The sequence below is a fragment of the Massilia sp. X63 genome (genome assembly GCF_041023745.1).
Classification (GTDB): domain Bacteria; phylum Pseudomonadota; class Gammaproteobacteria; order Burkholderiales; family Burkholderiaceae_D; genus Telluria.
This window is the reverse complement of sequence record NZ_JBFTEF010000001.1, coordinates 505,553-528,338: the sequence shown is the minus strand read 5'-3', so window position 1 is coordinate 528,338 and position 22,786 is coordinate 505,553. Positions and strand designations below refer to the sequence as shown.

The 22,786-nt window shown below is 65.9% G+C and carries 23 protein-coding genes; 1 reads left to right on the top strand and 22 read right to left on the bottom strand.

What is annotated here, in order from left to right:
* Positions 1–10 precede the first annotated feature (10 nt).
* From AB3347_RS02425 to AB3347_RS02405, 5 genes are read right to left on the bottom strand one after another with little or no spacing between them, the layout of a single operon-like run.
* A complete protein-coding gene (locus AB3347_RS02425; RefSeq protein WP_369090166.1) occupies positions 11–2,227 on the bottom strand; it encodes a heavy metal translocating P-type ATPase in 2,217 nt (738 codons plus the stop codon).
* Positions 2,228–2,231: 4 nt separating this feature from the next.
* The gene (locus AB3347_RS02420; protein ID WP_369090165.1) at positions 2,232–3,380 is read right to left on the bottom strand and encodes a c-type cytochrome; all 1,149 of its coding nucleotides are present in this window, start codon (positions 3,378–3,380) and stop codon (positions 2,232–2,234) included.
* 25 nt (positions 3,381–3,405) lie between these two features.
* Positions 3,406–4,275 (bottom strand): cytochrome c, encoded by an 870-nt coding sequence (locus tag AB3347_RS02415; protein ID WP_369090164.1) that lies wholly within the window; start codon positions 4,273–4,275, stop codon positions 3,406–3,408.
* Positions 4,272–4,904 carry a cbb3-type cytochrome c oxidase subunit II gene (locus AB3347_RS02410; protein WP_369090163.1) on the bottom strand — a complete coding sequence of 211 codons (633 nt, stop codon included), beginning with the start codon at positions 4,902–4,904 and terminating at the stop codon, positions 4,272–4,274. The genes AB3347_RS02415 and AB3347_RS02410 overlap by 4 nt, the downstream gene beginning before the upstream one ends.
* A 2-nt stretch (positions 4,905–4,906) precedes the next feature.
* The gene (locus AB3347_RS02405; protein ID WP_369090162.1) at positions 4,907–6,514 is read right to left on the bottom strand and encodes a cbb3-type cytochrome c oxidase subunit I; all 1,608 of its coding nucleotides are present in this window, start codon (positions 6,512–6,514) and stop codon (positions 4,907–4,909) included.
* 316 nt (positions 6,515–6,830) lie between these two features.
* On the opposite strand from AB3347_RS02405, the gene AB3347_RS02400 reads away from it, so the two are divergent.
* Positions 6,831–8,042, top strand: a complete 1,212-nt coding sequence (locus AB3347_RS02400; RefSeq protein WP_369090161.1) for a cation:proton antiporter — start codon at positions 6,831–6,833, stop codon at positions 8,040–8,042.
* A gap of 50 nt (positions 8,043–8,092) precedes the next feature.
* Here the strand turns inward: AB3347_RS02400 and AB3347_RS02395 are convergent, their stop codons facing one another.
* From AB3347_RS02395 to soxC, 17 genes are all read right to left on the bottom strand, one after another.
* Positions 8,093–8,695, bottom strand: coding sequence for a DUF6691 family protein (locus AB3347_RS02395; protein WP_369090160.1), 603 nt, complete (start codon positions 8,693–8,695; stop codon positions 8,093–8,095).
* Positions 8,688–9,194 carry a YeeE/YedE thiosulfate transporter family protein gene (locus AB3347_RS02390; RefSeq protein WP_369090159.1) on the bottom strand — a complete coding sequence of 169 codons (507 nt, stop codon included), beginning with the start codon at positions 9,192–9,194 and terminating at the stop codon, positions 8,688–8,690. Before AB3347_RS02390 ends, AB3347_RS02395 begins: the two co-directional genes overlap by 8 nt.
* Before the next feature lie 16 nt (positions 9,195–9,210).
* Entirely contained in the window at positions 9,211–10,590 is a 1,380-nt protein-coding gene (locus AB3347_RS02385) for a rhodanese-like domain-containing protein (protein WP_369090158.1), read from the bottom strand.
* Positions 10,591–10,808: 218 nt separating this feature from the next.
* Positions 10,809–12,542 carry a bifunctional UDP-sugar hydrolase/5'-nucleotidase gene (locus AB3347_RS02380; protein ID WP_369090157.1) on the bottom strand — a complete coding sequence of 578 codons (1,734 nt, stop codon included), beginning with the start codon at positions 12,540–12,542 and terminating at the stop codon, positions 10,809–10,811.
* Positions 12,543–12,633: 91 nt separating this feature from the next.
* On the bottom strand, positions 12,634–13,056 hold the full coding sequence (locus AB3347_RS02375) for a DsrE family protein (protein ID WP_369090156.1): 423 nt from the start codon (positions 13,054–13,056) through the stop codon (positions 12,634–12,636).
* A 27-nt stretch (positions 13,057–13,083) separates the two neighbouring features.
* Positions 13,084–14,082, bottom strand: a complete 999-nt coding sequence (locus AB3347_RS02370; RefSeq protein ID WP_369090155.1) for an MBL fold metallo-hydrolase — start codon at positions 14,080–14,082, stop codon at positions 13,084–13,086.
* 43 nt (positions 14,083–14,125) lie between these two features.
* Entirely contained in the window at positions 14,126–14,632 is a 507-nt protein-coding gene (locus tag AB3347_RS02365; RefSeq protein WP_369090154.1) for a heme-binding protein, read from the bottom strand.
* Positions 14,629–15,162 (bottom strand): thioredoxin, encoded by a 534-nt coding sequence (locus AB3347_RS02360; protein ID WP_369090153.1) that lies wholly within the window; start codon positions 15,160–15,162, stop codon positions 14,629–14,631. The genes AB3347_RS02365 and AB3347_RS02360 overlap by 4 nt, the downstream gene beginning before the upstream one ends.
* Positions 15,140–15,736 carry a rhodanese-like domain-containing protein gene (locus AB3347_RS02355; protein WP_369090152.1) on the bottom strand — a complete coding sequence of 199 codons (597 nt, stop codon included), beginning with the start codon at positions 15,734–15,736 and terminating at the stop codon, positions 15,140–15,142. The genes AB3347_RS02360 and AB3347_RS02355 overlap by 23 nt, the downstream gene beginning before the upstream one ends.
* 10 nt (positions 15,737–15,746) lie before the next feature.
* Positions 15,747–17,459 (bottom strand): thiosulfohydrolase SoxB, encoded by a 1,713-nt coding sequence (gene soxB, locus AB3347_RS02350; RefSeq protein WP_369090518.1) that lies wholly within the window; start codon positions 17,457–17,459, stop codon positions 15,747–15,749.
* 60 nt (positions 17,460–17,519) lie between these two features.
* Positions 17,520–18,140: a sulfur oxidation c-type cytochrome SoxX gene (gene soxX, locus AB3347_RS02345; protein WP_369090151.1), complete on the bottom strand. Its 621-nt coding sequence runs from the start codon at positions 18,138–18,140 to the stop codon at positions 17,520–17,522.
* Positions 18,141–18,149: 9 nt separating this feature from the next.
* Positions 18,150–18,947 carry a sulfur oxidation c-type cytochrome SoxA gene (gene soxA, locus AB3347_RS02340; RefSeq protein ID WP_369090517.1) on the bottom strand — a complete coding sequence of 266 codons (798 nt, stop codon included), beginning with the start codon at positions 18,945–18,947 and terminating at the stop codon, positions 18,150–18,152.
* A gap of 84 nt (positions 18,948–19,031) precedes the next feature.
* Positions 19,032–19,343, bottom strand: coding sequence for a thiosulfate oxidation carrier complex protein SoxZ (gene soxZ, locus AB3347_RS02335; protein WP_369090150.1), 312 nt, complete (start codon positions 19,341–19,343; stop codon positions 19,032–19,034).
* Positions 19,344–19,370: 27 nt separating this feature from the next.
* Entirely contained in the window at positions 19,371–19,832 is a 462-nt protein-coding gene (gene soxY, locus AB3347_RS02330; protein ID WP_369090149.1) for a thiosulfate oxidation carrier protein SoxY, read from the bottom strand.
* Between the two features lie 50 nt (positions 19,833–19,882).
* On the bottom strand, positions 19,883–20,317 hold the full coding sequence (locus tag AB3347_RS02325) for a pseudoazurin (protein ID WP_369090148.1): 435 nt from the start codon (positions 20,315–20,317) through the stop codon (positions 19,883–19,885).
* A gap of 54 nt (positions 20,318–20,371) precedes the next feature.
* Positions 20,372–21,436, bottom strand: a complete 1,065-nt coding sequence (locus AB3347_RS02320) for a c-type cytochrome (protein WP_369090147.1) — start codon at positions 21,434–21,436, stop codon at positions 20,372–20,374.
* Positions 21,420–22,769, bottom strand: a complete 1,350-nt coding sequence (gene soxC / locus AB3347_RS02315; RefSeq protein WP_369090146.1) for a sulfite dehydrogenase — start codon at positions 22,767–22,769, stop codon at positions 21,420–21,422. Before soxC ends, AB3347_RS02320 begins: the two co-directional genes overlap by 17 nt.
* Between the last annotated feature and the right edge of the window lie 17 nt (positions 22,770–22,786).

Below are 22,786 nucleotides of genomic sequence, written 5' to 3'. Positions count from 1 at the left end.
CAGTCCTGGTTCAGGTGCGCAGCCGCGCACGCGGTCCGGATAGCAGCCGTCCCGAATTCAGCATGACGCTCAGGCTGCTGGCCAGCATGGCGCAAGCGGCGGCAACCGGCGTTACCATGCCGCTCGAGGCCAGCGCCAGCACGGCCACGTTATACACCATCGAGAAAGCCAGGTTCTGGCGCACTACCCTGGCGGTTCGCCGGGCATGCCGCCAGGCCGCGGCAACTTGCTCCACCCCACCGCTCGCGATGACCACCCCTGCCGTCGCAACGGCGGCCGGCGTGGCGCCCTGCACTGCGACGCCGCATTCGGCGGCAGCCAGGACGAGTGCGTCGTTGACACCGTCGCCGACGAACACCGCGGGCCTGGCGGCCCGCTCGAGGACCTTCACCTTGTCCTCGGGTAAACAATGCGCATGGACCTGGTCCGGCCCCAGTCCGACCGCTTCTGCGACCGGGGCCGCGGCAGCCGCACTGTCTCCGGTAACCAGGCGGGTGCGTATTCCCGCCTGCGCGAACGACCGCAGGGCGCGCGCGGCGTCTTCCCGTATGCGGTCCTGCAGCAGGATGGCCCCGATCCAGATCCCGTTACGCGCGACTTCCACCCTGGTGCAGTCTGCCGGTGCGCCCGGCGGCAAGCTCACGCCCTGCTCTTCGACGAAGCCCGCACTGCCCACAAGTACCATGACTTGTCCGTCCTGGCTGCGCCAGGTGCAGCCGCGCGGATGGCGCTGCACCAGCCCATCGGCGCGGCTGTCGGCGCCTGTTGCTTCGGCCGCCGAGCGGATCGCGCGCGCCACCGGGTGCGCAATGTCCGCTTCCGCCCGCGCCGCGAAGGCGAGCACCTCGGCCGCATCGGCGTGCCGCGAGCCGAGCACCTCGCGCACTTCGAGCATGCCTTCGGTCAGGGTACCGGTCTTGTCGAACAGGATCTCGCGCGCGTTGGCCAGTGCTTCGAGCGAAGCAGGGTCGCGCAACAGGATCCCCTGGCGCGCCGCGCTCGCGGTCGAGGCGGCGTACGCCAGCGGCAGGGCCAGCCCGACCGCGCAGGGACAGGCGGCGACCAGTACCGACAGGGCGCGCAGGGCGGCCTGCACAGGATCGCCGCCGGCGGCCCAGCTAAACGTGAAGCTGGCCGCCGCCAGCACCAGCGCGGCCGGCACCAGCCAGCGCGCAAAGCGCTCGGCCTGCATCGCGGCGGTGCTCTTGGTGCCGAGCAGCTCGAGCATGCGTACGCCGATGCGGTCGATGAAGCGCTGGCCCCAGGCCTGGTCGACGCGCAGCACCAGTCGCGACGACAGGTTGATGGAACCGGCGACGATGCTGTCGCCGGGCGCCACCGGCAAGGGGGCCGACTCGCCGCTCACGATCGCGGCATCGATTTCGCCTTCACCTTCGACGACCGTGCCGTCGACCGCCACGCGCTCGCCGGCGTGCACCAGCACCAGATCTCCGGGACGGACCCGGTCCGCGGGTTCTTCCGCCGGGACCCCATTGACGCCGATGCGGCGCACCGTTTCCGGCACCGCCTGGCGCAGCGCATTGACCGCCACCGAATTACGGCGCCGGGCATGCAGTTCGATCAGGCGCCCGCACAGCAGGAAGCTCACCAGCATCGTCGCGGTGTCCGCATACACGTCGGCGCTGCCGCGCAGCAGCGACCATGCGGAAAGGAGGCAGGACGCCAGCACGCCCGTCGACACCAGCGCATCCATGCCGGGCACGCCAGCGCGCAGGGTGCGCCAGCCGGCACGGTAGAAGGCCAGGGCCGACCAGGTCACGACCGGCAGCGCGGCCAGGCAGGAAGCGAGCGCGATCCACCATCCTGCCTGCGAGGCCGCCAGTCCGGCGTCGAGATACAGCGCCACCGACCCGAGCATGCTCCACATGCCGAAGAAGCCGGCCACCGCCAGCCGCATCCAGACCGCCCGTGCCTGCGCGTCGATCTGCCCTTCCATCTCTTGGGACTCGACCAGCGGGACAATGCCGTAGCCGAGCCGTTCGACCCGGGCGAACAGTTCGTCGAGGTCGATCCGGTCCGGGTCCCAGCGCACCAGCGCCGAGCCGCCGGCAAAGCTGGTGCTGGCGGCCGTCACGCCGGGCGAACGCGCGATCGTGCGCTCGACCGCCAGTGCGCAGCTGGCGCACCACATGCCATCGATGCTGACGACCATGCGGCCGGCACGGCGCAGCGCATCGCGGTCGATGCCGGCGAAGGCCAGGTTCACTATCCTAGCCCTTGCTTGCGGCGACCGGGGTAGCGCGGGCCACGCCGACACCGAGGATCTTGCCGTTCACGTCCTTGCCGTAGTAGCTCTTCTCATCCTTGTGGAAGCGCACCCGTGCCTCCTCGATGGTCCCGGTCTGGCGCGGATCCTTCGGCCGCTCGTGGCTGTTGATGTAGGCCGCGGCATCCCATGCGTCCTGGTCAGACAAACTGTACGGCTTACCGAGCGGCATGTTGGCCTTGATGAAGCCCGCCGCGGTGTCGATGCGCGACATGCCCGCGCCCCAGTTGTAGGCTTCCGGGCCCCACAGCGGCGGGAAGCGCAGCTTGCCGCTCTCGTCCTTGCGGCCCTGGCCGTCGTCGCCGTGGCACAGCGCGCAGTTCTGCGCGTAGACCTTGGCGCCGCGCGCATGGTCGTAGCCCTGCGGCGTTTCCTTGACCTTGATGTAGCCGCCGCCGCGCATCTGCTCGCCGGTTGGCGCGCCATCGGCAAGCCAGTACATGTAGATCATCAGGTCCTTGTAGATGTCGTCGCCCGGCGGCGGCGCCTTGCCGGCCTCGGAGGCCTGCGCATTCATCGAATAGTTGAAGCAGCCGTTGATGCGCTCTTCCAGCGTGTTGACCTTGTTGTTCTTGGCGCGGTATTTCGGGTACTGCACATAGGCCGCCCACATCGGCGCCGAATTCTCGCGCCGTCCCGCGTCCAGGTGGCACTGGGCGCAGGCCATGCTGTTGCCGACATAGCGCTGGGCATACTGCGGCGTGTGGACGAAGATGTCGCGGCCGCGCCGGATCGCCTCGCCCTCCGGCCCCTCGGGCATCTCGCTCTCGAGCGGCGGCACGAAGTAGCCGTCCGGCCCGGTCGGCTGCAGTGGCGCGGCCACCTTGCCTTCCTTGTCTTTCTTGCGCTCGGCGCGTGCGGCGAGCATCTCCTGGCGCGCTTTCGCCTCGGCTGCCTCGCGCGTGAGCGCCGGCGCCGGCGTATCGGGGGTGAATCCGGCCATCGTCTGGAATCGCTGCCAGGCGCCGGTCTGGACCACCAGGGCGCCGAAGGCGAACAGCACCAGGCCGCCGCCGGCCGCCGCCGCCATGCGGCGGGCCGTGCTGCCCAGGGTATAGGGGGACTTGGTCGTGGTTTTTTTCGGGTCGTTCATATCGTATCTCGAGATCGCATTGCCATCACAGCGGTGGGGTGGAAGCGGCGCCGGCCCTGGCCGGCATGGCCGGAATGGCCGGCGCCGGCATCGAGCCGAGGTAGTCCGACACGGCGCGCATGTCGTCCGGATTCATGCGCCGCGCAACGTCGTCCATCAGCTTCTGCGGCGAATTCTTGCGCTCGCCCGCGTGCCAGGCGGTCAGCTGGGCGAAAATGTAGTCGGGCTGCTGGCCCGCCAGCGCCGGGAACCCGGGTGCGACGCCCTCGCCGTTCATGCCATGGCACTGGAAGCAGGCCGGCACGTTGGATTTCCAGTCCCCCTTCTCGGCAATCAGCTTGCCGCGTTCCAGGTTGCCGCCCAGGCTGGGCGCCAGCGTTGCGCGCAGTTCGATGCCGGCGTAGTAGCGCGCCAGCTTATCGATGTCCTCGTCGCTCAGGGCGCGCGCGACGAAGGCCATCGATTCGTTGTGGCGCAGGCCCGAGCGGAAGTCTTCCAGCTGCTTGACCAGGTAGGCAGCCGGCTGGCCGGCCAGGCGCGGCGTGCTGAGATTACCCTCGCCGGCTGCGCCGTGGCAGGACGCGCAGCTCCATGCCTGGCCCGTGCCGGCGCCAACCGCCTGCAGGGTTGCCGGGTCGGCGTCGGCCAGGCCGCGCACGACGTCCGGCGGCGCGGCTGCGACGGCCACGGCCGCCGTCGCGGCAGTCTGCTGGTTCTGCTGCTGCCCGCGGCGCTCTGCCTGGTACTCCGACACGTAGGTGAGCAGGCCCCAGAATGCCAGCGCGAACACCAGCGCGACCACGAACAGGGGAATCGGACGCGTGCGCTCCCACGGATCGAAGGCTTCGTCGACCTGCGGCGCTGCCCCGTTCTTGGCCGGATCGTTCTTGTTCATCGCTGTTCTCCCTTCGACAATGCATAGCCTTCGTCACGGACGGCCTGGCCCGCCGGCGCTGCCGGATAAGTACGCTTGAGACCCTGCAGGTAGGCCGCCAGGTCGAGCGCTTCCTGGCGCGCCACCACCACCTCCCCTTTCGGCTGGTATTCCGGCGGCAGCTTGACGACGACGTCGCCCGGCGCCGCCTGCTTCTTGCGCTCGAACAGGTAGGGATAGGACGGCATGATGCTCCAGCCGAAGATGGCGCGCGGCTGGTAGAGGTGGGTCAGGTGCCAGTCGCGGCTCGGCAGGCGCGCGCCCACATTGAGCAGGTCGGGGCCGGTGCGCATGGTGCCGAGCTGGTGCGGACGGTCATAGGCGAAGTCGGCCGACGTCGGGGCCCGGCCCCAGCCTTTCGACAGGTCGGCCAGGGTCTGGCCGGCCGCGCGCGGCTGCTGGCTGTGGCAATAGACGCAGCCCTGGTTGATGTACTGCTGGCGCCCGGCCAGCTGCTGCGGCGTGTAGTCCGCCAGCCCCGGTGCGGGGGCCTGGTCACGGATCTGCGCGCCCGGGATCACCACCAGCATCAGGGTCGCGAAGGCGAGGATGGCGATGGCGCCGACGAAGATCGGAATGAGTCGGTTCATGGTCATGCTCCGGCGGTAGCGGTTTCCGGCGTCTGGCCCGCAATGGCCGTACGCTGGGTGCCCTTGCCCATCAGGAGGGCGGCGATATGGAAGGCGAACACGAGGTGGCCCAGGGTCATCAGGGTGCCGCCGAGCGAGCGCGCCTCCAGGTAAGGCATCGTAGCGCGGGTCACGGCTTCGAACGAGCGCCCCGGTTCGAGCAGGCCTATGCCCTGCAGCCAGCCGCCGATCGACACCGCGAAGAAATACACCGAGAAGCCGCTGACCACCAGCCAGAAGTGCAGCTTGAGCAGGCGCGGCCACGGCCAGTCGCGGCCGGTCAGGTAGGGCAGCATGTAGTAGAAGGCCCCGAACAGCACCATGCTGGTGAAGCCGTAGGCGCCCAGGTGGGCATGGCCGACCGTGTAGTGCGTGAAGTGGGTGATCGAATTCACCGGACGCAAGGCTTGCAGCGAACCCTGGAACGAGGACAGCGTGTACATCAGCGCGCCCAGCGCCACGAAGCGCAGCGCCACCGACTGCTTCAGCGCCCACGCGTTGCGGGCCACCGTGGTGTGCTGGTTGATCGCCACGGCGATCACCGGGATGAACATCATGACGCTATGGACGATCGAGAGCGTCACCAGCCAGGTCGGCACCGGGGCGCCGATCAGGTGGTGGATGCCGACCTGGCTGTAGAACAACGCCAGGCCCCAGAAACCGAGCAGCGACAGGCTGTACGAGTACACCGGCTGGCCGACGATCTTCGGAATCAGGTAATAGGCGGTCCCCACGCCGAGCGGGGTCAGCCACAGGCCGAGCACGTTGTGCGCGAACCACCAGTTGACCGTGGCCTGCTGGACGCCGGCGTGCAGGCCCGGCAGGTTGGCGATGAAGTACAGCACGGGGAACCACACCAGGCCGCCCAGGAAGTACCAGCCCGACACGTAGATGTGGTGCGACTTGCGGTGGCGCGCCGTCATCACCAGCGGAAAGGCCAGGCAGGCGCCGCCGACCGCGAGCAGCAGCCCGATCTGCCAGGGAATTTCCAGCCATTCGACGCCCTGGGTGTAGCCGAGGGCGATGGCGGTGACGCCCATGGCGACGCCGATGGTCCAGACCATGGCGCCGAACATGGCCACGCGCGGATGGCGCAGGGGCGTGTGGAAGATGCGCGGCACGATCCACAGCGCCGAGGCGATGCCGGCCACCGAGAGCCAGCCGTAGGCGACCAGGTTCAGGTGCATGCTGCGCATGCGGCCGAAGGTCAGCGGCGCGTGCTCCACCAGCCAGTCAGGCAGGTGCAGCTTGAGCGAGGCGATCACGCCGAACACCGAGCCCAGCACCAGCCAGAACGCGGCCACGGCCGCCATCAGCAGCACCGTACGGCGCCCGGCGACGTCGATTTGCTCGCGGATCACGTCGAAGCGGTGGGCATGGGAACCGGCCGGCGCGCGGCCGAAGGCGGTGGTGTCGTCGGGGGCGCCGGTCTCGCCCGGCTCGAAGATCGTGGACGCATCGCTTTGCGACAGCGCGAACTGGCGGCGTGCGATGGCCCAGATCAGGAAGCCGAGCGCGGCAAGCGATGCGGTAAAGCTCAGCGCGAGCAGTAGTCCGATAGTGATAGGCATGAGTTGGAATGCGTAATGGACTGCGCCGGTACGGCGCAGACAAGTTCATCGGGTTCGCACAGAGGGAGCGCTGCGGATGCGGCGTGGCGTCCCGGTTGAGCGGTGCCGCAAATTTAATACGAGCAAGTTCCTGTAGCGGATTGCAATGCTATGCACTGCGGATTAAGGCAGGATTAAGGATTTGCCGCGCTGCGCGTAATTGATGGGTCTTGATGCGGCCGCATTACACCACCGCAATTTTTTCTTGCCAGGATTTGAACAAGCACACCATACTCGCCCCTCGCCTACTCAAATGACAACATCGGCCAGAGACGAAATGCATGCAGCAATGGGCACGACCGAAATTTTTCTGATCGCGATGGCGATCATTGTCAGCATTCCCTACCTGATCTGGCGTCTGGGCGACACGGATTATTATGCCCCGCTGGTCGTGGTACAGATCATTACCGGCATCCTGCTCGGACCGGGCATCCTGGGCAGGGTGTACCCGGAATACTATGGCTTCGTATTCAATCCCGAAGTAATCCAGTCGCTCAACGGTATTGCCTGGTGGGCCGTGATGATCTTCGTGATGATCGCCGGGATCGAACTCGACCTGAAAGCGGCCTGGGCCCATCGCCGCGAGAGCATGATCACCGCATCGCTCGCGCTGGGTACGCCGCTGCTGTTTGGCTGCGTCGCCGCGCTCGGCATGCTGGGCTACGCCGGCTGGATCGGTCCGAAGGCCGAGAGCTGGCAATTCGTGCTGGGCATCGGCATGGCGTGCGCCGTCACGGCCTTGCCGATCCTGATCTTGCTCATGGAGAAACTGGAGATCCTGCGCCAGCCGATCGGGCAACGCATCCTGCGTTATGCAAGCCTGGACGATATCGCGATCTGGGGCGTGCTGGCGCTGATCCTGCTCGACTGGGACCGCGTCGGACGCCAGCTCGGGTTCCTCGCGGTGTTCGCCCTGGCCACCGTGTTGTTCCGCAAACTGATGGCCAAGTTACAGGAACGCGACCGCTGGTACGTCAGCCTGATCTGGCTGACTGCCTGTTCCTTCGCCGCCGACTGGGCCGGACTGCACTACATGGTTGGCGCCTTCCTGGCCGGTGCGATCATGGACGCGCACTGGTTCGACCAGAAGACAATGGATTTGATGCGTCACCACGTGCTGCTGGCCATCATGCCGGTGTTCTTCCTGTCCACCGGCTTGCGCACCAACTGGGCGATGGGTGGGCCGGCGGTGTTCCTCGCCGCCGCGGTGCTGCTGCTCGTCTCGGTAAGCGGCAAATTGGCCGGTACCCACGTCGCCGGCAAGATCCTCGGGTGGGGCCAGGGCGAAGCGTCCATCATCGGCTGGCTGCTGCAGACCAAGGCGCTCATCATGATCATCTTCGTTAACATCCTGCTGGACAAGGGCATCGTCACCAGCGAAACCTTCACGGCCCTGCTCTTGATGGCCGTTGCCAGCACCATGCTCACCGTGCCCGTGGTCCACGCCAAGTTGCAGCGCGTTGGCGCGCTGGTGTTCAAGTCAGGGTGACGATGCGCAGGATGTCGTCGGCGCCGGCCCTGTTTCACCAAGCGGTCGAACTAGGGAAAATACAAGTACAACAGCCACAAGGCCGCGCCCAACACCGGCGCGAACACGAGCAGGAACGGCATGGTACGCACGCCGATCAGGTCTGGGAGCTGGATGCAGCCGCGGTCGCCCCAGGCCAGCACATTCGAACCGAGGCTTCTGGACAATTCGGCAAACAGATAGCTTCCCGCCAGCAGTCCGGCGATCCCGGCGACGGCATCCAGATTCCCCTGTCCCAAGGCTGCGGCGCCGGTTCCCGGGCAATACCCGATCAAGGCAAATCCTGCGCCAAAGACCAAGCCGCCAATGACATTGGCGGCATACTTCGTGGGTTTGAGGTGCAGCTTGACCAGTCCACGCGCATGCATGGCGAAAATGCCGATCATCCCGACAAGAATCGCCGTCAGCATGATTTTCATGACCGTGAAATCGGTCAGCAGGAGCGCGCCCAGCAGAACGTCGTACTTGGCAACGCCGCCCTTCTGCAACAGGAAGCCAAAGATCATCCCGAACAACAGGCCCAGGACGAGCTGCTTCGGCGAGTCGCTTTTCTCGGCCCCGCCGCCAGTGCTTCCGGCAGGCGTGGCACCGGCTTTTGTGGATTTGCTATCCATACATCACCTGCGCCGCCAGGGAACCGCCCGCGAAGAAGCATGCCAGCGCAATCCACGATCCGACCGACAATTGCAGTGCGCCGCTGATGCCGTGGCCGCTTGTGCACCCGCCTGCAAGCCGCGCCCCGAACGCCATGATCACGCCGCCAATGAAAGCCACCGACAGACGCAGCGGGATCGAACTTCCGAAATGCGCCGCCCACAGCGGCGGGATCACGCTGGCGGTGAATTCGCCACCCGACAAGGCGGCAAAGAAGGCCCCGACGACGATGCCGAAAGCGAGCATGACTTCCCACTCGACTTTGGGCACCTTGTCCTGGTAGAACGCCAGGGAATCGGTGTGCTTCCTGGAGACCAGGTAGCCCAGCATGCCCGCCATGCGTGCGAAAGCAGTCGACACGCCCAGCGGCTTGCTGGAAAAGTAGAACGTCGCCATCGAGAGGACGCCGATCAGGGCCCCCACGACATAGGGATTCCATGCACCGCCAGCCGTGTTCATGTCCGCCTCCTCCGCCTTATTCGACCTGGTTCCGGTTCAATGGCAGCCCGAGCTTGTCCCATGCAGTTATGCCGCCAAGCATGTTAAACACGTTCGTGTACCCGTTACGCCGAAGGATACTTACCGCGAGGCCGGAACGATGCCCCACGCTGCAGTGCGCGACGATCCGGCGGTCCTTGGGAATCGCGGGCAGGTTCTCTTCGAGATGGCCCACGAAGGTATGCTGCGCGCCGGGAATGTGCTTCTCCTTCCACTCCATGTCGTCGCGCACGTCGAGGATGGTCAGGTCCCCTTCCTCGTTCCAGCGCGCGGCTTCGCTGGCGCTCGTGGTGCCAAGGGCCTCGATCGGCAAGCCCGCTTCGCGCCATGCCTCGACCCCGTTCACGAGCACTCCCTCGACGCGGTCGATGCCGATGCGTGCAAGCTGTGCGATCGCCACAGGCGCCTTGGCGGGCTGTTCCACGACCATGAAGACCGGTGTCTGTTCGTCCGCGAGCCAGCCGCCAAAGGTGGACAAGCCCTCCAGCCAGACGTTGTACGAGCCCGGGATGTGGGCGCCTGCAAAGGCGTCGGGCGACCGGGTATCGATCACGAGCCAGCCCCTGGCGCGCTCCTGGAATGCCTTGGGCAACAGCACCCGGTCGTCGGGGGATGTCGGCACGGGCCGCCCGGCCTCCAGGTTGACCACTTCCATGTGCGAGAAATACGGGGGCCGCGGCAGATGTTCACCGGCCTTCTGCGCCATGAATTCCGCGCGGCTTTTCGTGAATACTGGGTTGGTCGCACGTTCGATGCCGAGCGTCGACTCGTCGCGCTCGGAGATGTTCCCGCCGCATGCAGACCCGGCCCCGTGCGCCGGCAGCAGGATCGCCTGGTCGCCGAGCGGCGCCAGTTTCTGGTGCACCGAATCGTAGAGCAGGCCCGCGTTCTCCGCGGTCTTTTCCGGGTCCGACAGGTCGGTCCGCCCGGTGTCGCCCACGAACAGGGTGTCTCCGGTGAACACGCCCCAGCACCGGTCGCCGGCATCGCCGGGATAGACCGCATAGGACATGCTCTCGGGCGTGTGTCCGGGGGTGGCGAGCGCGACGAAGCGGGTCGTCCCCACCGTGAATTCCTCGCCGTCCCCGACTTGCACGTCGACGCGGCCAAACAGGGGGTGCTTGCCCGCCAGGATTCTGGCGCCGGTGAGTTCCGCCAGGCTCGCCGAGCCGAACTCGAAATCCTCCTGGCGATGCGTTTCGATGCAGTAGGCGATGCTCAAGTCATTGTCGCGTGCCAGTTGCAGGTACTCCGCCACGTCGCGCCGCGGATCGACGACCACGGCAAGCCCATTGCCGCATCCGAGCACATAGGCATTGTGGCCCAACCCCGGCGTTTTAACGCGTTGAAAAAACATGGTTCAGCTCCTTTCGTTGAGAGTCAGTCTTGCCTGCAAAGACGGCTGCGATCGCCGCCCATACTTTCACACAAATGCGCCGCGAAGCGGCGCACTTGTCGGCTTCATCGCTGTCTTCATGGCCCTTGACCGAGTGTCGCGACCCAGGATTAGCTGCACGTTAACGTGCGGGGCGGGGCAACTGCCGCGCCGGGCGGATTCCATGCCGAATGCGCTGCCTAACGGGCGACGGCGCCAAGCGGCTGTATCTCGACGATGCCATGCTGCGCGGCCGGAAGCGGCTTGACCAGGCGGATGCGGTCCAGCTGCAGCCCGCCTTTCGTCACGCTCTTGCCCGGCAGGGAGTCGAGATACCTCGTCACGACGTCGGTGCCGTCGAGCAGCGCCCCCTTCTCGTCCTTGACCACCACGACGCCCTTGGCCGGCAACCTGTTGATGAGGCCCGGAATCTCCTTGTACCAAAGCCCGGCCACGGTATAGGTCGCGTCCATGCGCACCGGCTCGCCATTGATGCGCATATTGCTCACGCGCGAACCCTGCGGCGCCTGCGGGTCGAAGTCCGCCGTCAGTCCGCTGATGCCCGCGGTCCAGCCATTGATCCATTCGCCGGTCCGTGCCTGCGTGTTCTGCGCCTTGCCCTCGAGCGCCTTCTTGATCTGCATGCCGGTCAGCTCGCCGCGCGCGATCTGGGCGCCCACCGGCAGGAAGTGGTACAGGTCCTCGAGCTTGATCGGCCCGGGCGCCACTGCCGTGCCATAGCGAAAGCCCGTGATCATGCCGAGCTGCGCCCCGCCCTGCCGCCTGAAAGCATCGGCCAGGAAGTCGTGCGAGGAACCTTCGATCACGGCCGGCATGCGCTCCTTGCTGAAGTTACTGCGGTGCAGCGGCACTTCAGTCTGTCCGACCACGGTGTCGATCGGAGAGCGCAGCCGTGCGCCGCTGAACGGGTTGACAATGGCGCCCGGCTTGAACGCCGGACCGCTGACCAGCGGCGCGCGCACCTGCGCGACCATGGCGGCGATGCGCATGTCTTCGGCCAGCTGCTCGGTGATCCGGTGCGACACATAGCGCTTGTCGGCGACCACGCCCTTGTTCACCCGCACCTGCAGTTCACCCACCACTTGGCCGTCCATGCCCTGCTCCACGATCAGGGTGCCATTGCGGGAAACCACGGGCCGGGGCGTGATTTCATGCTTGTCCGATGACAGGATCACGTCCACCCCGGGAATGGCATCGGCCAGCGTCAGGTTGCCGTGCAGCCCGAGCTCCGAAATCACCACGACCAGGTCGACATCCTGCGCACGCACTTGCTTCACATGCTTCGCATACTCTTCCTTGCCGTCGGTGAAACGCAGGCCTGCCGTCACCTTCTCGTCGCCCGCCTGCGGGCCGCGGTCCGAGGTAAAGCCGATGATGGCGACCCGCAGGCCGTCGACCTGCTTGATGAGGTAGGGCGGCGCCACCGTTTGTCCATTCCGTGCGCTCAGGCCAGGATAGTTATCGTAGTACAGGTTCGCGATCACCGGATTCCAGCGCGCCTTCGGCTTGGGGCCGGTAAAGTACGACAGGAACTTGCCTGCACCGTAGACGTAATCCCAGTTGCCGGGCGCATAAGCGTCGAAACGGAAGGCGTTGAGCACCTCGATCATCGCTTCGCCCTCGGTGAACAGCGCCTCGGCCCCGCCGTGCAAGGTGTCGCCCGTATTCACCAGCAAGGTCTTTTCGGGATAGGCGCGGCGGATCCGTTCCACCAGCGTGTAGATGCGCGCAACGCCGCCTTCCGTCTTGCCCGCCGCGTCGCTGCGCACGCTTGCGTGTGGCACCAGGTGGCCATGCAGGTCGCCCATGTGGATCAGGGTGACCTCGCCACTACGCTCCGAGGCGTTCGCCTGCGCTCCCATGCCGAAGACCAGGCCGGCGAGGACAAACATCGCTGCTTTATGCACTTTCATTGGAAGCTCCTTGTGTGGGACTGCCAATCGTAAGCGGCCGCGATTAAGGCAGCGTTACCAGGCGCTGCCCGCCACCATGGAGGCGCGGCATTCAAGGCTTGATGTAGGCGTACCCTTCCTGGGACTGCAGGCGCGCCAGCTCCGCGACACCGGACGGCACCACGGTCGCTTCCGGCATCACGCGCTTGCGGTCGATCTTGCGTCCTTCCAGGGTGTTATTGCATATCCGGAACTGGACCTTGCGGTTCGCGAGTTCCTGGACCACGGCGTCGAAGGGATTGCCGTTCTTGTCCTTGGCGTCCTCGAGCAGGAAATCGATCCCGGCGCCGTGCGTGACCACGACGATGCTGGCGTTCGGACTGGCGTTCAGGTGGTTACGGATGTTCCCGAGCGCCTGCATGGCATTGCTCGCGTCGCTGATGTGGTACACGACTTTCTCGGGCCGTCCGGCGGCCCCGGCGCTCACGGCGACACTCAGGAACAGCATGGCAGCGATTACACGGAACAGTTTCATATCGTCTCCTTTGGATGGTAAGCGGGCTTACTTCTGCTGCAGGCTTTCGCGCTCCATGAGCAGGAAAGTCCCGTAGGCATTGATGCGGTTGGCCTGGGCAAAGGCAGGATAGCCTGCGTACGCGCTCCAGTCGACCCGCGCGTAGGCTTCGTCGAAGGTCGCCAGTTCCGCGACCGCCTCGCCCATCACCTTGCGTAGGAAGACCAGGTAGGAGCGGGTCAGTGCGAGGTCCTTGCCCGGATCGCGCGACGCTTCTCCATGCCCGGGCACCACGATGGCCGGGGCCAGCGCCAGCATGCGCTCGAGCGCGCCCAGCCACACGCGGCTGTCGGCTTCGCCGACGAAGGGCAAGCGTCCGGTGAAGAACAGGTCGCCGGCGAACAGCAAGCGGTCTTCCGCCACCAGCAGCATGATGTCGTCCGGCGCATGGGCGCCACTCGTGTCGATCACCTGGAAGTGCAGTCCGCCCATCTCGAACGCGATCGGCTTCCCTCCCGGGAAAGCGAGCCAGCGGTCCGCCGGCAGCAGGCGCGTGCGGCCGTCGACCCACGGCTTGAGGGATTCCTTGCGCTGCGCCAGGCGCAGGGCCGCGGTGTCGGAGGCCAGGTAGGCGCGCCCCTGCTCGTGCGCCCAGATCTCGGCGCCCGCCGCCTTGAATGCCTGCAGGCCGTAGAAATGATCGGCGTGGTAGTGGCTGACGATGACGCGGCGGATCGGCTGCCTGGTCACGCCGCGGATGGCCCGCACCATCGCCTCGCCCAGCGCCGGCGTGCCGAGCGCATCGAAGACGACCACGCCATCCCGCGTGACCACGAAGCCGGCGTTCGACATGAAGCCCGCGTTGGCGTCGTCGGCCATGCCGGCGTCACCCTTGAACATGTAGGCGTGCGCACTGATTTTGATCGGATACAGTACCGGGAGCGGCGCCGCGGCGGCGCCGGCCGCCAGCAAGGATGCGGTGGACAGCACCAGCAGCAGGCGCCACGCCCTGCGGACGAGTACGGCGGTGGTGTGAATCGACGTCATGGTCAGGTCCTGTTGTGCAGCGTGGCGCATGTCGAGAAGCGGGTCAGAAATTCAGGTCGTCGGCCACCGCGGCGATTCCCGCGCGAGCGCAGGCGTCATCGGCGGCGCCGCCGGGCGCGCCGGAAATGCCGATCGCGCCCAGCATTGCGCCATTCGCCTCGATCGGGATGCCGCCGCCGACGGCGAGCGCCCGCCGGATGTGCCGGATCCCGCTCGCTTCGCCCCCCTCCCTGGTGGCCAGCGCCAGCGCCGTGGTAGTCATCCGGAAACTGGCCGCAGTCCAGGCCTTGTCGGCCGCCGCATCCACAGTATGGCTCCCGGCGAGGCGGTCACGCAGCAGTACCTGGACCTGGCCGCCGCGGTCGGCCACGGCCACCGCCACCTGGTAGCCGGCCTGGCGGCATGCGGCCAGCGCGGCCTGGGCGGCCCGCAGGGCCAGCTCGGGACTCATCACGGTGACGGTATAGGTGGCGGGTGCCGGCGCCTGCGCTTGCGCGGGGCCGGCGTTCAGCGCCAGCAGCAGCGCGCCGCCAAGGATAGGCAGTCTCATTCGGTTCTCCTGGTTGTGGATTCGGCCAGCGCGCGGCGCGCGGCGGCCAGGGCCTCGTCGAGATAGGCGCCGTACATGCCGGAGACATCCCCGCCCTCCAGCACCGGCGCCAGTAGTTTGCCGCGGCTGTCGACCACGGCCACGCTGGGCGCCACCCGGATACGGTAGCGTGCCGCAAGCGCCTTGCCGCTGCTGGCCTTCCGGTCGAAGTCTTGCAGGCGCGCGGCCGACGCCATGACGGTTTCGCGCACGATCGGACGCCGCCCCGGTTCGCCTTCCCGCGCCAGAGGCAGGAGATAGTTGCGGCGCACCGTTTCGCAGTATCTGCATTCGGGCAGCGAGAACAGGATCACGACCGGCACGCGCCGCCGGTCGGCATCGCGGCCGTCCTTTGCAAGGTCTTGCGCGGCGGGCAAGGCGGTGTGCTGCGCCGCCGCGCCGCTGCCGGCCGCCCATGCAGCCAGCAGCACCATGTGCAGGACGGCGCGCGGGATGATCCCTGCCCGATCAATAAGCCGGGAAGTAGGCACGCGCCTTGCCCAAGTCATAGGACCACGGAAGACCGGCGTTCTTCCAGCCGTTCAGGATGCGCTGGCCCTGTTTCTCGCCCGAGGCCACGGCATCGCCTTCGAAGCCGTCGATGACCGTGTACACCGACGTGTAGCCAAGTTGGCTCAGCAGGTTCGCCGCGCGTGCGCTGCGATCGCCCGAGCGGCAGAGCAGGAGTACCGGCGCATCCTTGCCGAGTCCGGCCGCCTGCAGCCGGCGCGCCAGTTCCGGGCCGAAGTCGCTGTTGACGTCGAGCCGGAACCGGCCCGCCTTGTCGTCCCAGGGGGCATCCTCCGGGTGTTCGACATAAGGAATGTTGGCATCCACCACGGTCGGCAGGCCGACGTAGGCGACTTCGTAGCGGGTCCGCACGTCGACGAAATAGGCGCGCGGGCCCAGTTCGCGCTTCATCGCGTAGGCTTCGCGGGCATCGAGATAGCGCCCCGCAGTGGTCTGCTTGTTCTTCGGCACCGCAGCCGCCTCGACCGCCCAGGCGTGCGCGCAGGCCAACAATGCCAGCGCGGCCGCCAGTGCCCTCATCGTCATCATCGTCATCCTCGTCTCCTCAGGCCATGATGCCCGGATTGCCCTGCACGCCGATCAGGCGCGGCGTGTTCAGCTTGCGCGGCTTGACGACCTTTTCAGAGCGCAGCCATTGTGCCACCACGTCCCACACCGGCTCGCCGGAAGCGCCTTCCGCCACCGGCGCCCAGCCGGCCACCTTGTAGGTCTTCCCCGCCTCGACCGGCTTGCCGCCCAGGCGCATGTCACTGATGCGCGAACCCATCGGCGCCGTGGGATCGATCGCGTAGGTCATCCCTCCCACCCGCACCATGTCGCCGCCCTGCTGGTAGTAGGGGTCGGGATTGAACAGGTTGTCGGCCACGTCTTCCAGCACGGTCTTGATGGTCGCGCCCGTCATTGGGGTCAGTGTGGAATGCGAGTACGTGGTGGCGGTCTGGTCCATCAGGTGTTCCATCAGGATCGGACTGTCCGGCAGCAGCGTGGTGCCCCAGCGGAAGCCTGGCGAGAATGCCAGGTCAGCGCCCTTGACCGCCATCAGCGCGTCGACGATGAGCTGGTCGAAGGTGCCGTTGAAGTTGCCGCGCCGGTAGAGCGTGCCTTCGGTCACGGCCAGCTTTTCGTTCAGGCGGGTTTCATAGGGCTTGCGGATCTTCGTTACCAGGGCGGCCATGTCGCGATCGGCCGGCAGGAAATTGGAGAACACCGGCAGGAGGCGGTATTGGAAATCCTGCACCTTGCCGCTGCGCACATCAAAGTCGAGCACGCCCAGGAATTTGCCGTTGCTGCCGGCATTCGTCACCAAGGTCTTGCCGGCGCCGTTGCTCACGATGACCGGCGCCGGAATGCCGTCGTGCGTATGCCCGCCCATGATGGCGTCGATACCGCGCACGCGCGACGCCATCTTCAGGTCGACGTCCATGCCGTTGTGGGACAGCACCACCACCGCTTTTGCTCCCTTGGCGCGGACCTCGTCCACCATCCGCTGCATGTTCTCCTCCTGGATGCCGAAGCTCCAGTCGGGAACCAGGTGGCGCGGGTTGGCGATCGGCGTGTACGGGAAGGCCTGCCCGATGATGGCCACCGGCACCCCGTTCATTTCCCTGATCACGTAGGGTGGGAACACGGGATCGCCGAAGTCGTTGGTCTTGACGTTCTGGGCCACGAAATCGACCTTGCCCTTGAAGTCCTTGCCAACGATTTCCTGCACCCGCTTGTCGCCCAGCGTCATCTCCCAATGCGCCGTCATGACATCCACGCCCAGCAGCAAGCCGGCGTCGACCATGTCCTGCCCCTTGGTCCATAGCGCCGTCCCCGACCCCTGCCAGGTGTCGCCACCGTCGAGCAGCAGCGCGCCCGGGCGCTCGGCCTTCATCTTCTTGACCAGGGTGGCCAGGTGGGCGAAGCCGCCGACCTTGCCATAGGTGCGCGCGGCGCGCTCGAAGTCGAGCGCCGTGAAGGCGTGGGCCTGCGGCGTGTGCGGCGCCACCCCGCTTGCCTTGAGCAGGGCTTCGCCGACCAGGTGTGGCATGCGCCCTGCGGCCGGCCCGAGTCCGATGTTGACGCTCGGCTCGCGGAAATACACAGGCATCAGCTGCGCGTGGCAGTCGGTGAAATGCAGGAAGTGGACGTTGCCGAAGCGCGGCAGGTCGTAGAGGGTGCCCGGCGACGGCGCCGCCATGGCGCCGCGGGAGCCGAGCAGCATGCCACCAGCGGCGGCAATCCCGAGCAGTTGCGCGAATTCGCGCCGATTCATACCCATGCTAAGTCCTTGATGCTGTTAGCCGGCAGGCACTCGAGTGCCCGCCGCAGTGGTTCACTGGTTGACAGGCGACGCCGGATCGAGCAGCAGTGCCATCACATCCTTGATCTGTGCCTCGGTCAGGATGCCGCTATGGCCGAAACGCGGCATGTTGGAACAGGCCGTGTACGCCTGGGCGTTATAGATCTTTCCCCAGGTGTACTTGAGCATCTCGTCGCTGCTGCCGCGGATCTTGCCGTAGTTATAGAGGCTCGGGCCGATGTTGCCGAACGAGATCTCCTGCTTCGAGATCTGGTGGCACGCGTAGCAGTTGCCACCGTTGATGCCGCCGACCGTATCGGACGACTGCATGCCGCGCCCGTTCTGGGCGATCTTCTCGCCCTCCTTCCAGTCGCCCAGGTACTTGCCGTCGGCAGGCTGGCGGATATTTTTCATCTGCGTGGCTTCGATCCGGGCCGCAACCTCGGCCGGACGCTCCTGCGGATACTGGCTGCAGAGCTGCTGGGCTTCATCCTGGCTGGTGACGCGCTCCAGCGTCGCCGGTCCCTTCGAACGGAAGTCCTGCTTCAGCAAAGCGAGCGCGGCCTGCCGGTAATCGGGCTCGGCTGCGACGGTTGCGCACCCGGCGGCAGCGGCTCCCAGCACGACGATCAGCGTTGTTTTCAGTGTTGTCATGCTGGCCTCCTATCGTTTCAGTGCGGGACCGGCGTATACGCCGCCGTTCGCGTTTTTAGCGAGGAACATCGTGATCGCGGTGATCGCCTCGGACGCGTACATCGGCTCGGGGAAACGCTGCTGTCGGAAACAGTCGTTGAGGCGGTGCTGCATGGTGCGTACCTCGCCCTGGGAAACGCGATAGGCGGGCCAGGTGGTGTAGGCCGCCTGTGCATTCGCTTTTTCCAGAATGTTCGGCAGTTCCTGCAGGCGGATGCGCTGGCCCGATGTGGAATGGCAGGTGGCGCAGGCAAAGTCGTGAGCGCCGCCACGATAGAAGAACAGCTGCTTGCCCGTCTCGTACGCCTGCTTTTCCTTCGGATGCTGCGTCGACACTGCCATCGTGACGCCCCTCGATTCGGCCGTGATGTACGCAACGAGCGCTTCGATGTCCGACTGCTTGCCAGTCGAACCAAAGGGTATCTTCGTAGCCTCGTCCCTGCTTAGCCCTTGCAGGGTCATTCGGCAATGCAGCAGGCGTTGTTCGAGATCCATGACCTTGTCGACGTCCCTGAAGTAGCGTGGCAGTTCGGCATAGGCGCCCTTGAGTACGCCCGGCCCCTTGCCGAAGTCGCATCGCTCGAGCGATACATGCTTCGGGCCCGCTTTCTTCTTCCACAACTCTTCACCACGCATTTCCCACAGCTCGGCGGGATTGCCATCCGCCAGCATTTGGCGGTATTTGGCGATCTCGTCGGTTGCTGACGATTGCGCCAGCGCCGTGGCGCACAGCGCCAGCAGCGACGCTGCGACGAAACCGGAACGCATCCTGGTCATGGCTGTCTCCTCTTGATATGTCTGCGCGGTCTGGCGCCGCGCATGCCAGCGCCCCTTGCCGGGGCGGCTCGTGCTTCAGGTGATGGTGCCCTCGTCAGTGCGCGTGTCGCCTGCACTGTCGACCCAGGTGACGCTGACCTTGTCGCCCTTGGCGGCACCCTTGAATTTGAAGGCCAGGAATGGATCCTTCGAGACCGAGGGCCCGAAGTTCGCGTCCAGCACAACCTTGTCCTTGACCTTGGCGACGAGTGTCTTGATGTAATGGGCGGGAATCACTTTGCCGGTCGCATCCTTGCGTTGCCCGGTCTCCATGTCATGTCGCATCAAGACCTTCACCTCGACCGTGTCGCCGGCAAGGCTGGCGCGAATACGCATTGGGTCTGCCATGTTCTTTCCTTTCAATAGCTTGATTGATCAGCCGCCGCAGCCGCCGAGCGTGACCTTGATTTCCTTGCTGGCGACCAGCCACTTGCCGTCCGCGCGCACCAGCGCGTGAACGTTCGAGGTCGCTCCCATCTTTACCCGCGTGGTCACGGCCGCCTCCGTGCCTGCCGGGATGTTGAAGCTGGCCGACATGGCGCTCGGATTCTTTTCAACCAGGACCGCCATGAAGTCGGTGTTCGGCACCTTGCTGGCGATCGAAACCGGCACCACGGCGCCGTTTTCGGCGATGTCCGGCCCGGTGATCGACACGTCGGAACTGACCGTGAACTTGTCGCCGCCCAGTTCCTTGACTGCCGCCTCGAGGCTCTTGGCGTCGAAGACCTTCTGGCTCCACTCGGCCGCGAACACGTCTGCCGGTTTCAGCACCCCTGCGGCAAAGGCCGCCCCCAGGATCGCGCTGATGCGCATGACATTGCGTCGCTGTTGATTCATACCATCCTCCAATTGTTGAAAACGCTTTGCCGCCAGAACGGCATGGATGCTTACTTCACCTGCGTCATGTACTTGTCGAGACGGTCCTTGCTCATGACGAAGGACTTCGACAGGGCGTCCGCACCTTTCTTCGCTTCGGCCAAATTGACTGGCTTGCCGACCTGGATCACGCCGGCCATGGCCATCATCTTGTGCGGCTCGCACACGTAGACGTAGACCCCTTCCTGGTCGAGCTGGACCGAGATTTCCTCGTCCGGCTTGCCTTTCCAGGCGGCGGCGCCCGCCGGGGTGACGACCGAAGCACTGTTGTGCGAGGCATCCACCTTGATGAACTTGACCGTATCGCCCTTGGCGACCTTCAGGAACCCCGGCTCGAAGACCATGGTGCCGTCCTTGCCGGTGTTGAGCATCTTGACCTGGTGCTCGGCGGCCATCGCCCCTGCGCAGGCGATCGACAGGATGAGTCCGCTTACGACATGTTTCATATTGCTACGTCTCCGTTAAGTATTGTTAACGGTATGGCTTGCCGCCGTACCGGTTTATTGCGGGGCCAGAATCCAGCCCACCAGGACCTTGAGATCCTCCTCCTTCACATGGGCCTGGGGAGGCATCGGGACTGCCCCCCAGGCGCCGCTGCTGCCCTGCCTGATCCTTTCGGCCAGCCGCACGGACGCGCCGGCATCGTCCTTGTACTTGGCGCGCACCGCGGCGAAGCTCGGGCCCATGACCTTGTTGTCGATGCCATGGCAAGCCAGGCAGGCGTTCGACTGCAGCAGTGCGGTCGGGACAGCGCCGGTCGGGGCCTTCGCCGGTGCTACCGATGTTGCCGGCGCCGCAGCCGTGCTGGCGGCGGCGCGGGTGGACGGCGCGGGACGGGTGGTATCGACGCCGCGGGTGGCGCCGAAACCGCGGGTCTGCAAGGCCAGGTTGCCGTGGGCATTGCGCGCCGCTTCGGGCAGGGTCGAACGGGGCGCCGGATCGACCGGGCAGTCCTTCATACATGCCACGCTGCGCACGTCGGGCTTGCCCTTGACATCCCACATCCCGTGCTTAGTCACCATGCCATTGCGGTTAGGCATGCGCGCCTGGGCCTGCGCCATCGTTTTATCGGAGAGCACGAAGTCCTCGGGAATGATCTCGCCCATGTTCAGCAGATAGGCGGTCACCGCGTAGACTTCGTCGGTGGTGAGCGACTTCGGGGCGGTCCAGGGCATGGCGCGGTTGATGTAGTCCCAGAGCGTCGAGACCGTCGCCACTTTCATCAGGGTGGTCTTCTGTGGCTGGCGGCCGTTGGCGAGCGCGGCCACCCGGCCGGTCTTGACGTCTTCCGCCGTCGTACCGCCGACCAGCGGCGTGAATACCTCGTTCGATTCGCCGAAGGTGCCATGGCAGGAGGCACACTTGCCTTCCCACACGACCTGGCCGGCCGCCACAGTGCCAGAACCTTTCGGCAGGCCCTTGAAGTCGGGCCGCACGTCGATATCCCATGCCGCCACCTCCTTGGGCGTTGCGGGACGCCCGGGCAAGGCCTGGGGACCGGCGAACACGGCGGCAGCCGCGGCAGCCAGCAGCGCACCCGCCGCGAGCTTAATAGACCTGGACATTCGACACCTCCCCCGATTGCGCCACTTGCCAGGACTGGATCGCGTTGTTGTGATAGATCGAGCGCGTGCCGCGCACTGCGCGCAGCTCGTTGATCTTTGGCTGGACGTAGCCGGTATCGTCGATTGCACGCGATTGCAGGATTGCCGGCGCGCCGTTCCATTCCCAGTCGATGTTGAAGCGAGCCAGGCATTTGCTGAGCACCGGCGTCTCCAGCCGTGCCGTGCGCCAGTTGCGTCCGCCGTCGACCGAGACGTCGACCCGCTTGACCTTGCCGCGTCCGGACCAGGCCAGGCCGGTGATGTTGTAGAAGCCAGTGTCCAGCAGGCGCTGGCCGGCCGATGGCGTGGTGATCACTGACTTGCATTCCTGGATCGACGTGTACTGGCGATAGCTGCCGTCGGGCATGGCGTCCATGTAATGGATCGCCTCGTCCTTCGTCGCATACGGCTGGTCGCCGACTTCGATACGGCGCAGCCACTTGACCCAGGAAACACCCTGGATGCCCGGCACGACCAGGCGCAGCGGGTAGCCGTTCTCGGGACGCAGCATTTCGCCATTCATGGCCCAGGCAACAATCACATCGTCGAGCGCCCTGTCGATTGGAATGGTGCGCGTCATCGACGAACCGTCCGCCCCTTCGGCCAGCACGACCTTGGCCTTGCGCTTGTCGTAGCCGCAATCCTCAAGCAGCACCGAAAGCGGCACGCCCGTGAACTCGCTGCAGCTCAGCATGCCGTGCGAATACTGCACCGACGGGACGGCCACGTTGCCCCACTCCATGGCGGTATTCGCTCCACACTCGATGAAGTGCATGCGCGACACCGAAGGCATGCGCATCAGGTCATCCATCGTATAGACCTTCGCTTGTTTGACCAGGCCGTTGATCATGAAGCGATGCTTGCCCGGGTCGATGTCGTGCCATCCCTGGTGGTGGCGTTCGAAGTGCAGGCCGGAGGGCGTGATGATGCCAAACAGGCCCTGCAAGGGAGTAAAGGCCACGGAAGCCGCCGAGACGCGGGTCAGCCCGGGAGATTCCCGGCGCTGCAGATTGGCCTCGAACTGGGACGGCATGCCGTAGGGCGCCGAGGCGACCGGCTTGCCGAGCGTGCGCGCATGCTCGGGCAGCGTCAGGATGTTCGGATCGCCCTCGCCCGCCTGGGCCAGGGCTCCACCACTTGCCATTGCAGCACTGGCTGCGAGAAAGCTGCGGCGCAGGAAGCCACGCCGCTCCTCGTTCAGGCCATGCTCATTGATGTCATTGATCAGAGAGCGCTCGACAAAATTTTCTGGCGCCTTCAGTACACGGCCGAACTTCTGAATCGGGTTACCCATCTACTCCATCCTTGCGA

What these genes read in the sequence shown, in the direction of transcription:
- AB3347_RS02420 (WP_369090165.1), bottom strand. Translation starts at nt 3,380, where the DNA reads ATGAACGACCCGAAAAAAACCACGACCAAGTCCCCCTATACCCTGGGC.
- AB3347_RS02415 (WP_369090164.1), bottom strand. Translation starts at nt 4,275, where the DNA reads ATGAACAAGAACGATCCGGCCAAGAACGGGGCAGCGCCGCAGGTCGAC.
- AB3347_RS02410 (WP_369090163.1), bottom strand. Translation starts at nt 4,904, where the DNA reads ATGAACCGACTCATTCCGATCTTCGTCGGCGCCATCGCCATCCTCGCC.
- AB3347_RS02405 (WP_369090162.1), bottom strand. Translation starts at nt 6,514, where the DNA reads ATGCCTATCACTATCGGACTACTGCTCGCGCTGAGCTTTACCGCATCG.
- AB3347_RS02400 (WP_369090161.1), top strand. Translation starts at nt 6,831, where the DNA reads ATGCATGCAGCAATGGGCACGACCGAAATTTTTCTGATCGCGATGGCG.
- AB3347_RS02395 (WP_369090160.1), bottom strand. Translation starts at nt 8,695, where the DNA reads ATGGATAGCAAATCCACAAAAGCCGGTGCCACGCCTGCCGGAAGCACT.
- AB3347_RS02390 (WP_369090159.1), bottom strand. Translation starts at nt 9,194, where the DNA reads ATGAACACGGCTGGCGGTGCATGGAATCCCTATGTCGTGGGGGCCCTG.
- AB3347_RS02385 (WP_369090158.1), bottom strand. Translation starts at nt 10,590, where the DNA reads ATGTTTTTTCAACGCGTTAAAACGCCGGGGTTGGGCCACAATGCCTAT.
- AB3347_RS02380 (WP_369090157.1), bottom strand. Translation starts at nt 12,542, where the DNA reads ATGAAAGTGCATAAAGCAGCGATGTTTGTCCTCGCCGGCCTGGTCTTC.
- AB3347_RS02375 (WP_369090156.1), bottom strand. Translation starts at nt 13,056, where the DNA reads ATGAAACTGTTCCGTGTAATCGCTGCCATGCTGTTCCTGAGTGTCGCC.
- AB3347_RS02370 (WP_369090155.1), bottom strand. Translation starts at nt 14,082, where the DNA reads ATGACGTCGATTCACACCACCGCCGTACTCGTCCGCAGGGCGTGGCGC.
- AB3347_RS02365 (WP_369090154.1), bottom strand. Translation starts at nt 14,632, where the DNA reads ATGAGACTGCCTATCCTTGGCGGCGCGCTGCTGCTGGCGCTGAACGCC.
- AB3347_RS02355 (WP_369090152.1), bottom strand. Translation starts at nt 15,736, where the DNA reads ATGACGATGATGACGATGAGGGCACTGGCGGCCGCGCTGGCATTGTTG.
- soxB (WP_369090518.1), bottom strand. Translation starts at nt 17,459, where the DNA reads ATGAATCGGCGCGAATTCGCGCAACTGCTCGGGATTGCCGCCGCTGGT.
- soxX (WP_369090151.1), bottom strand. Translation starts at nt 18,140, where the DNA reads ATGACAACACTGAAAACAACGCTGATCGTCGTGCTGGGAGCCGCTGCC.
- soxA (WP_369090517.1), bottom strand. Translation starts at nt 18,947, where the DNA reads ATGCGTTCCGGTTTCGTCGCAGCGTCGCTGCTGGCGCTGTGCGCCACG.
- soxZ (WP_369090150.1), bottom strand. Translation starts at nt 19,343, where the DNA reads ATGGCAGACCCAATGCGTATTCGCGCCAGCCTTGCCGGCGACACGGTC.
- soxY (WP_369090149.1), bottom strand. Translation starts at nt 19,832, where the DNA reads ATGAATCAACAGCGACGCAATGTCATGCGCATCAGCGCGATCCTGGGG.
- AB3347_RS02325 (WP_369090148.1), bottom strand. Translation starts at nt 20,317, where the DNA reads ATGAAACATGTCGTAAGCGGACTCATCCTGTCGATCGCCTGCGCAGGG.
- AB3347_RS02320 (WP_369090147.1), bottom strand. Translation starts at nt 21,436, where the DNA reads ATGTCCAGGTCTATTAAGCTCGCGGCGGGTGCGCTGCTGGCTGCCGCG.
- soxC (WP_369090146.1), bottom strand. Translation starts at nt 22,769, where the DNA reads ATGGGTAACCCGATTCAGAAGTTCGGCCGTGTACTGAAGGCGCCAGAA.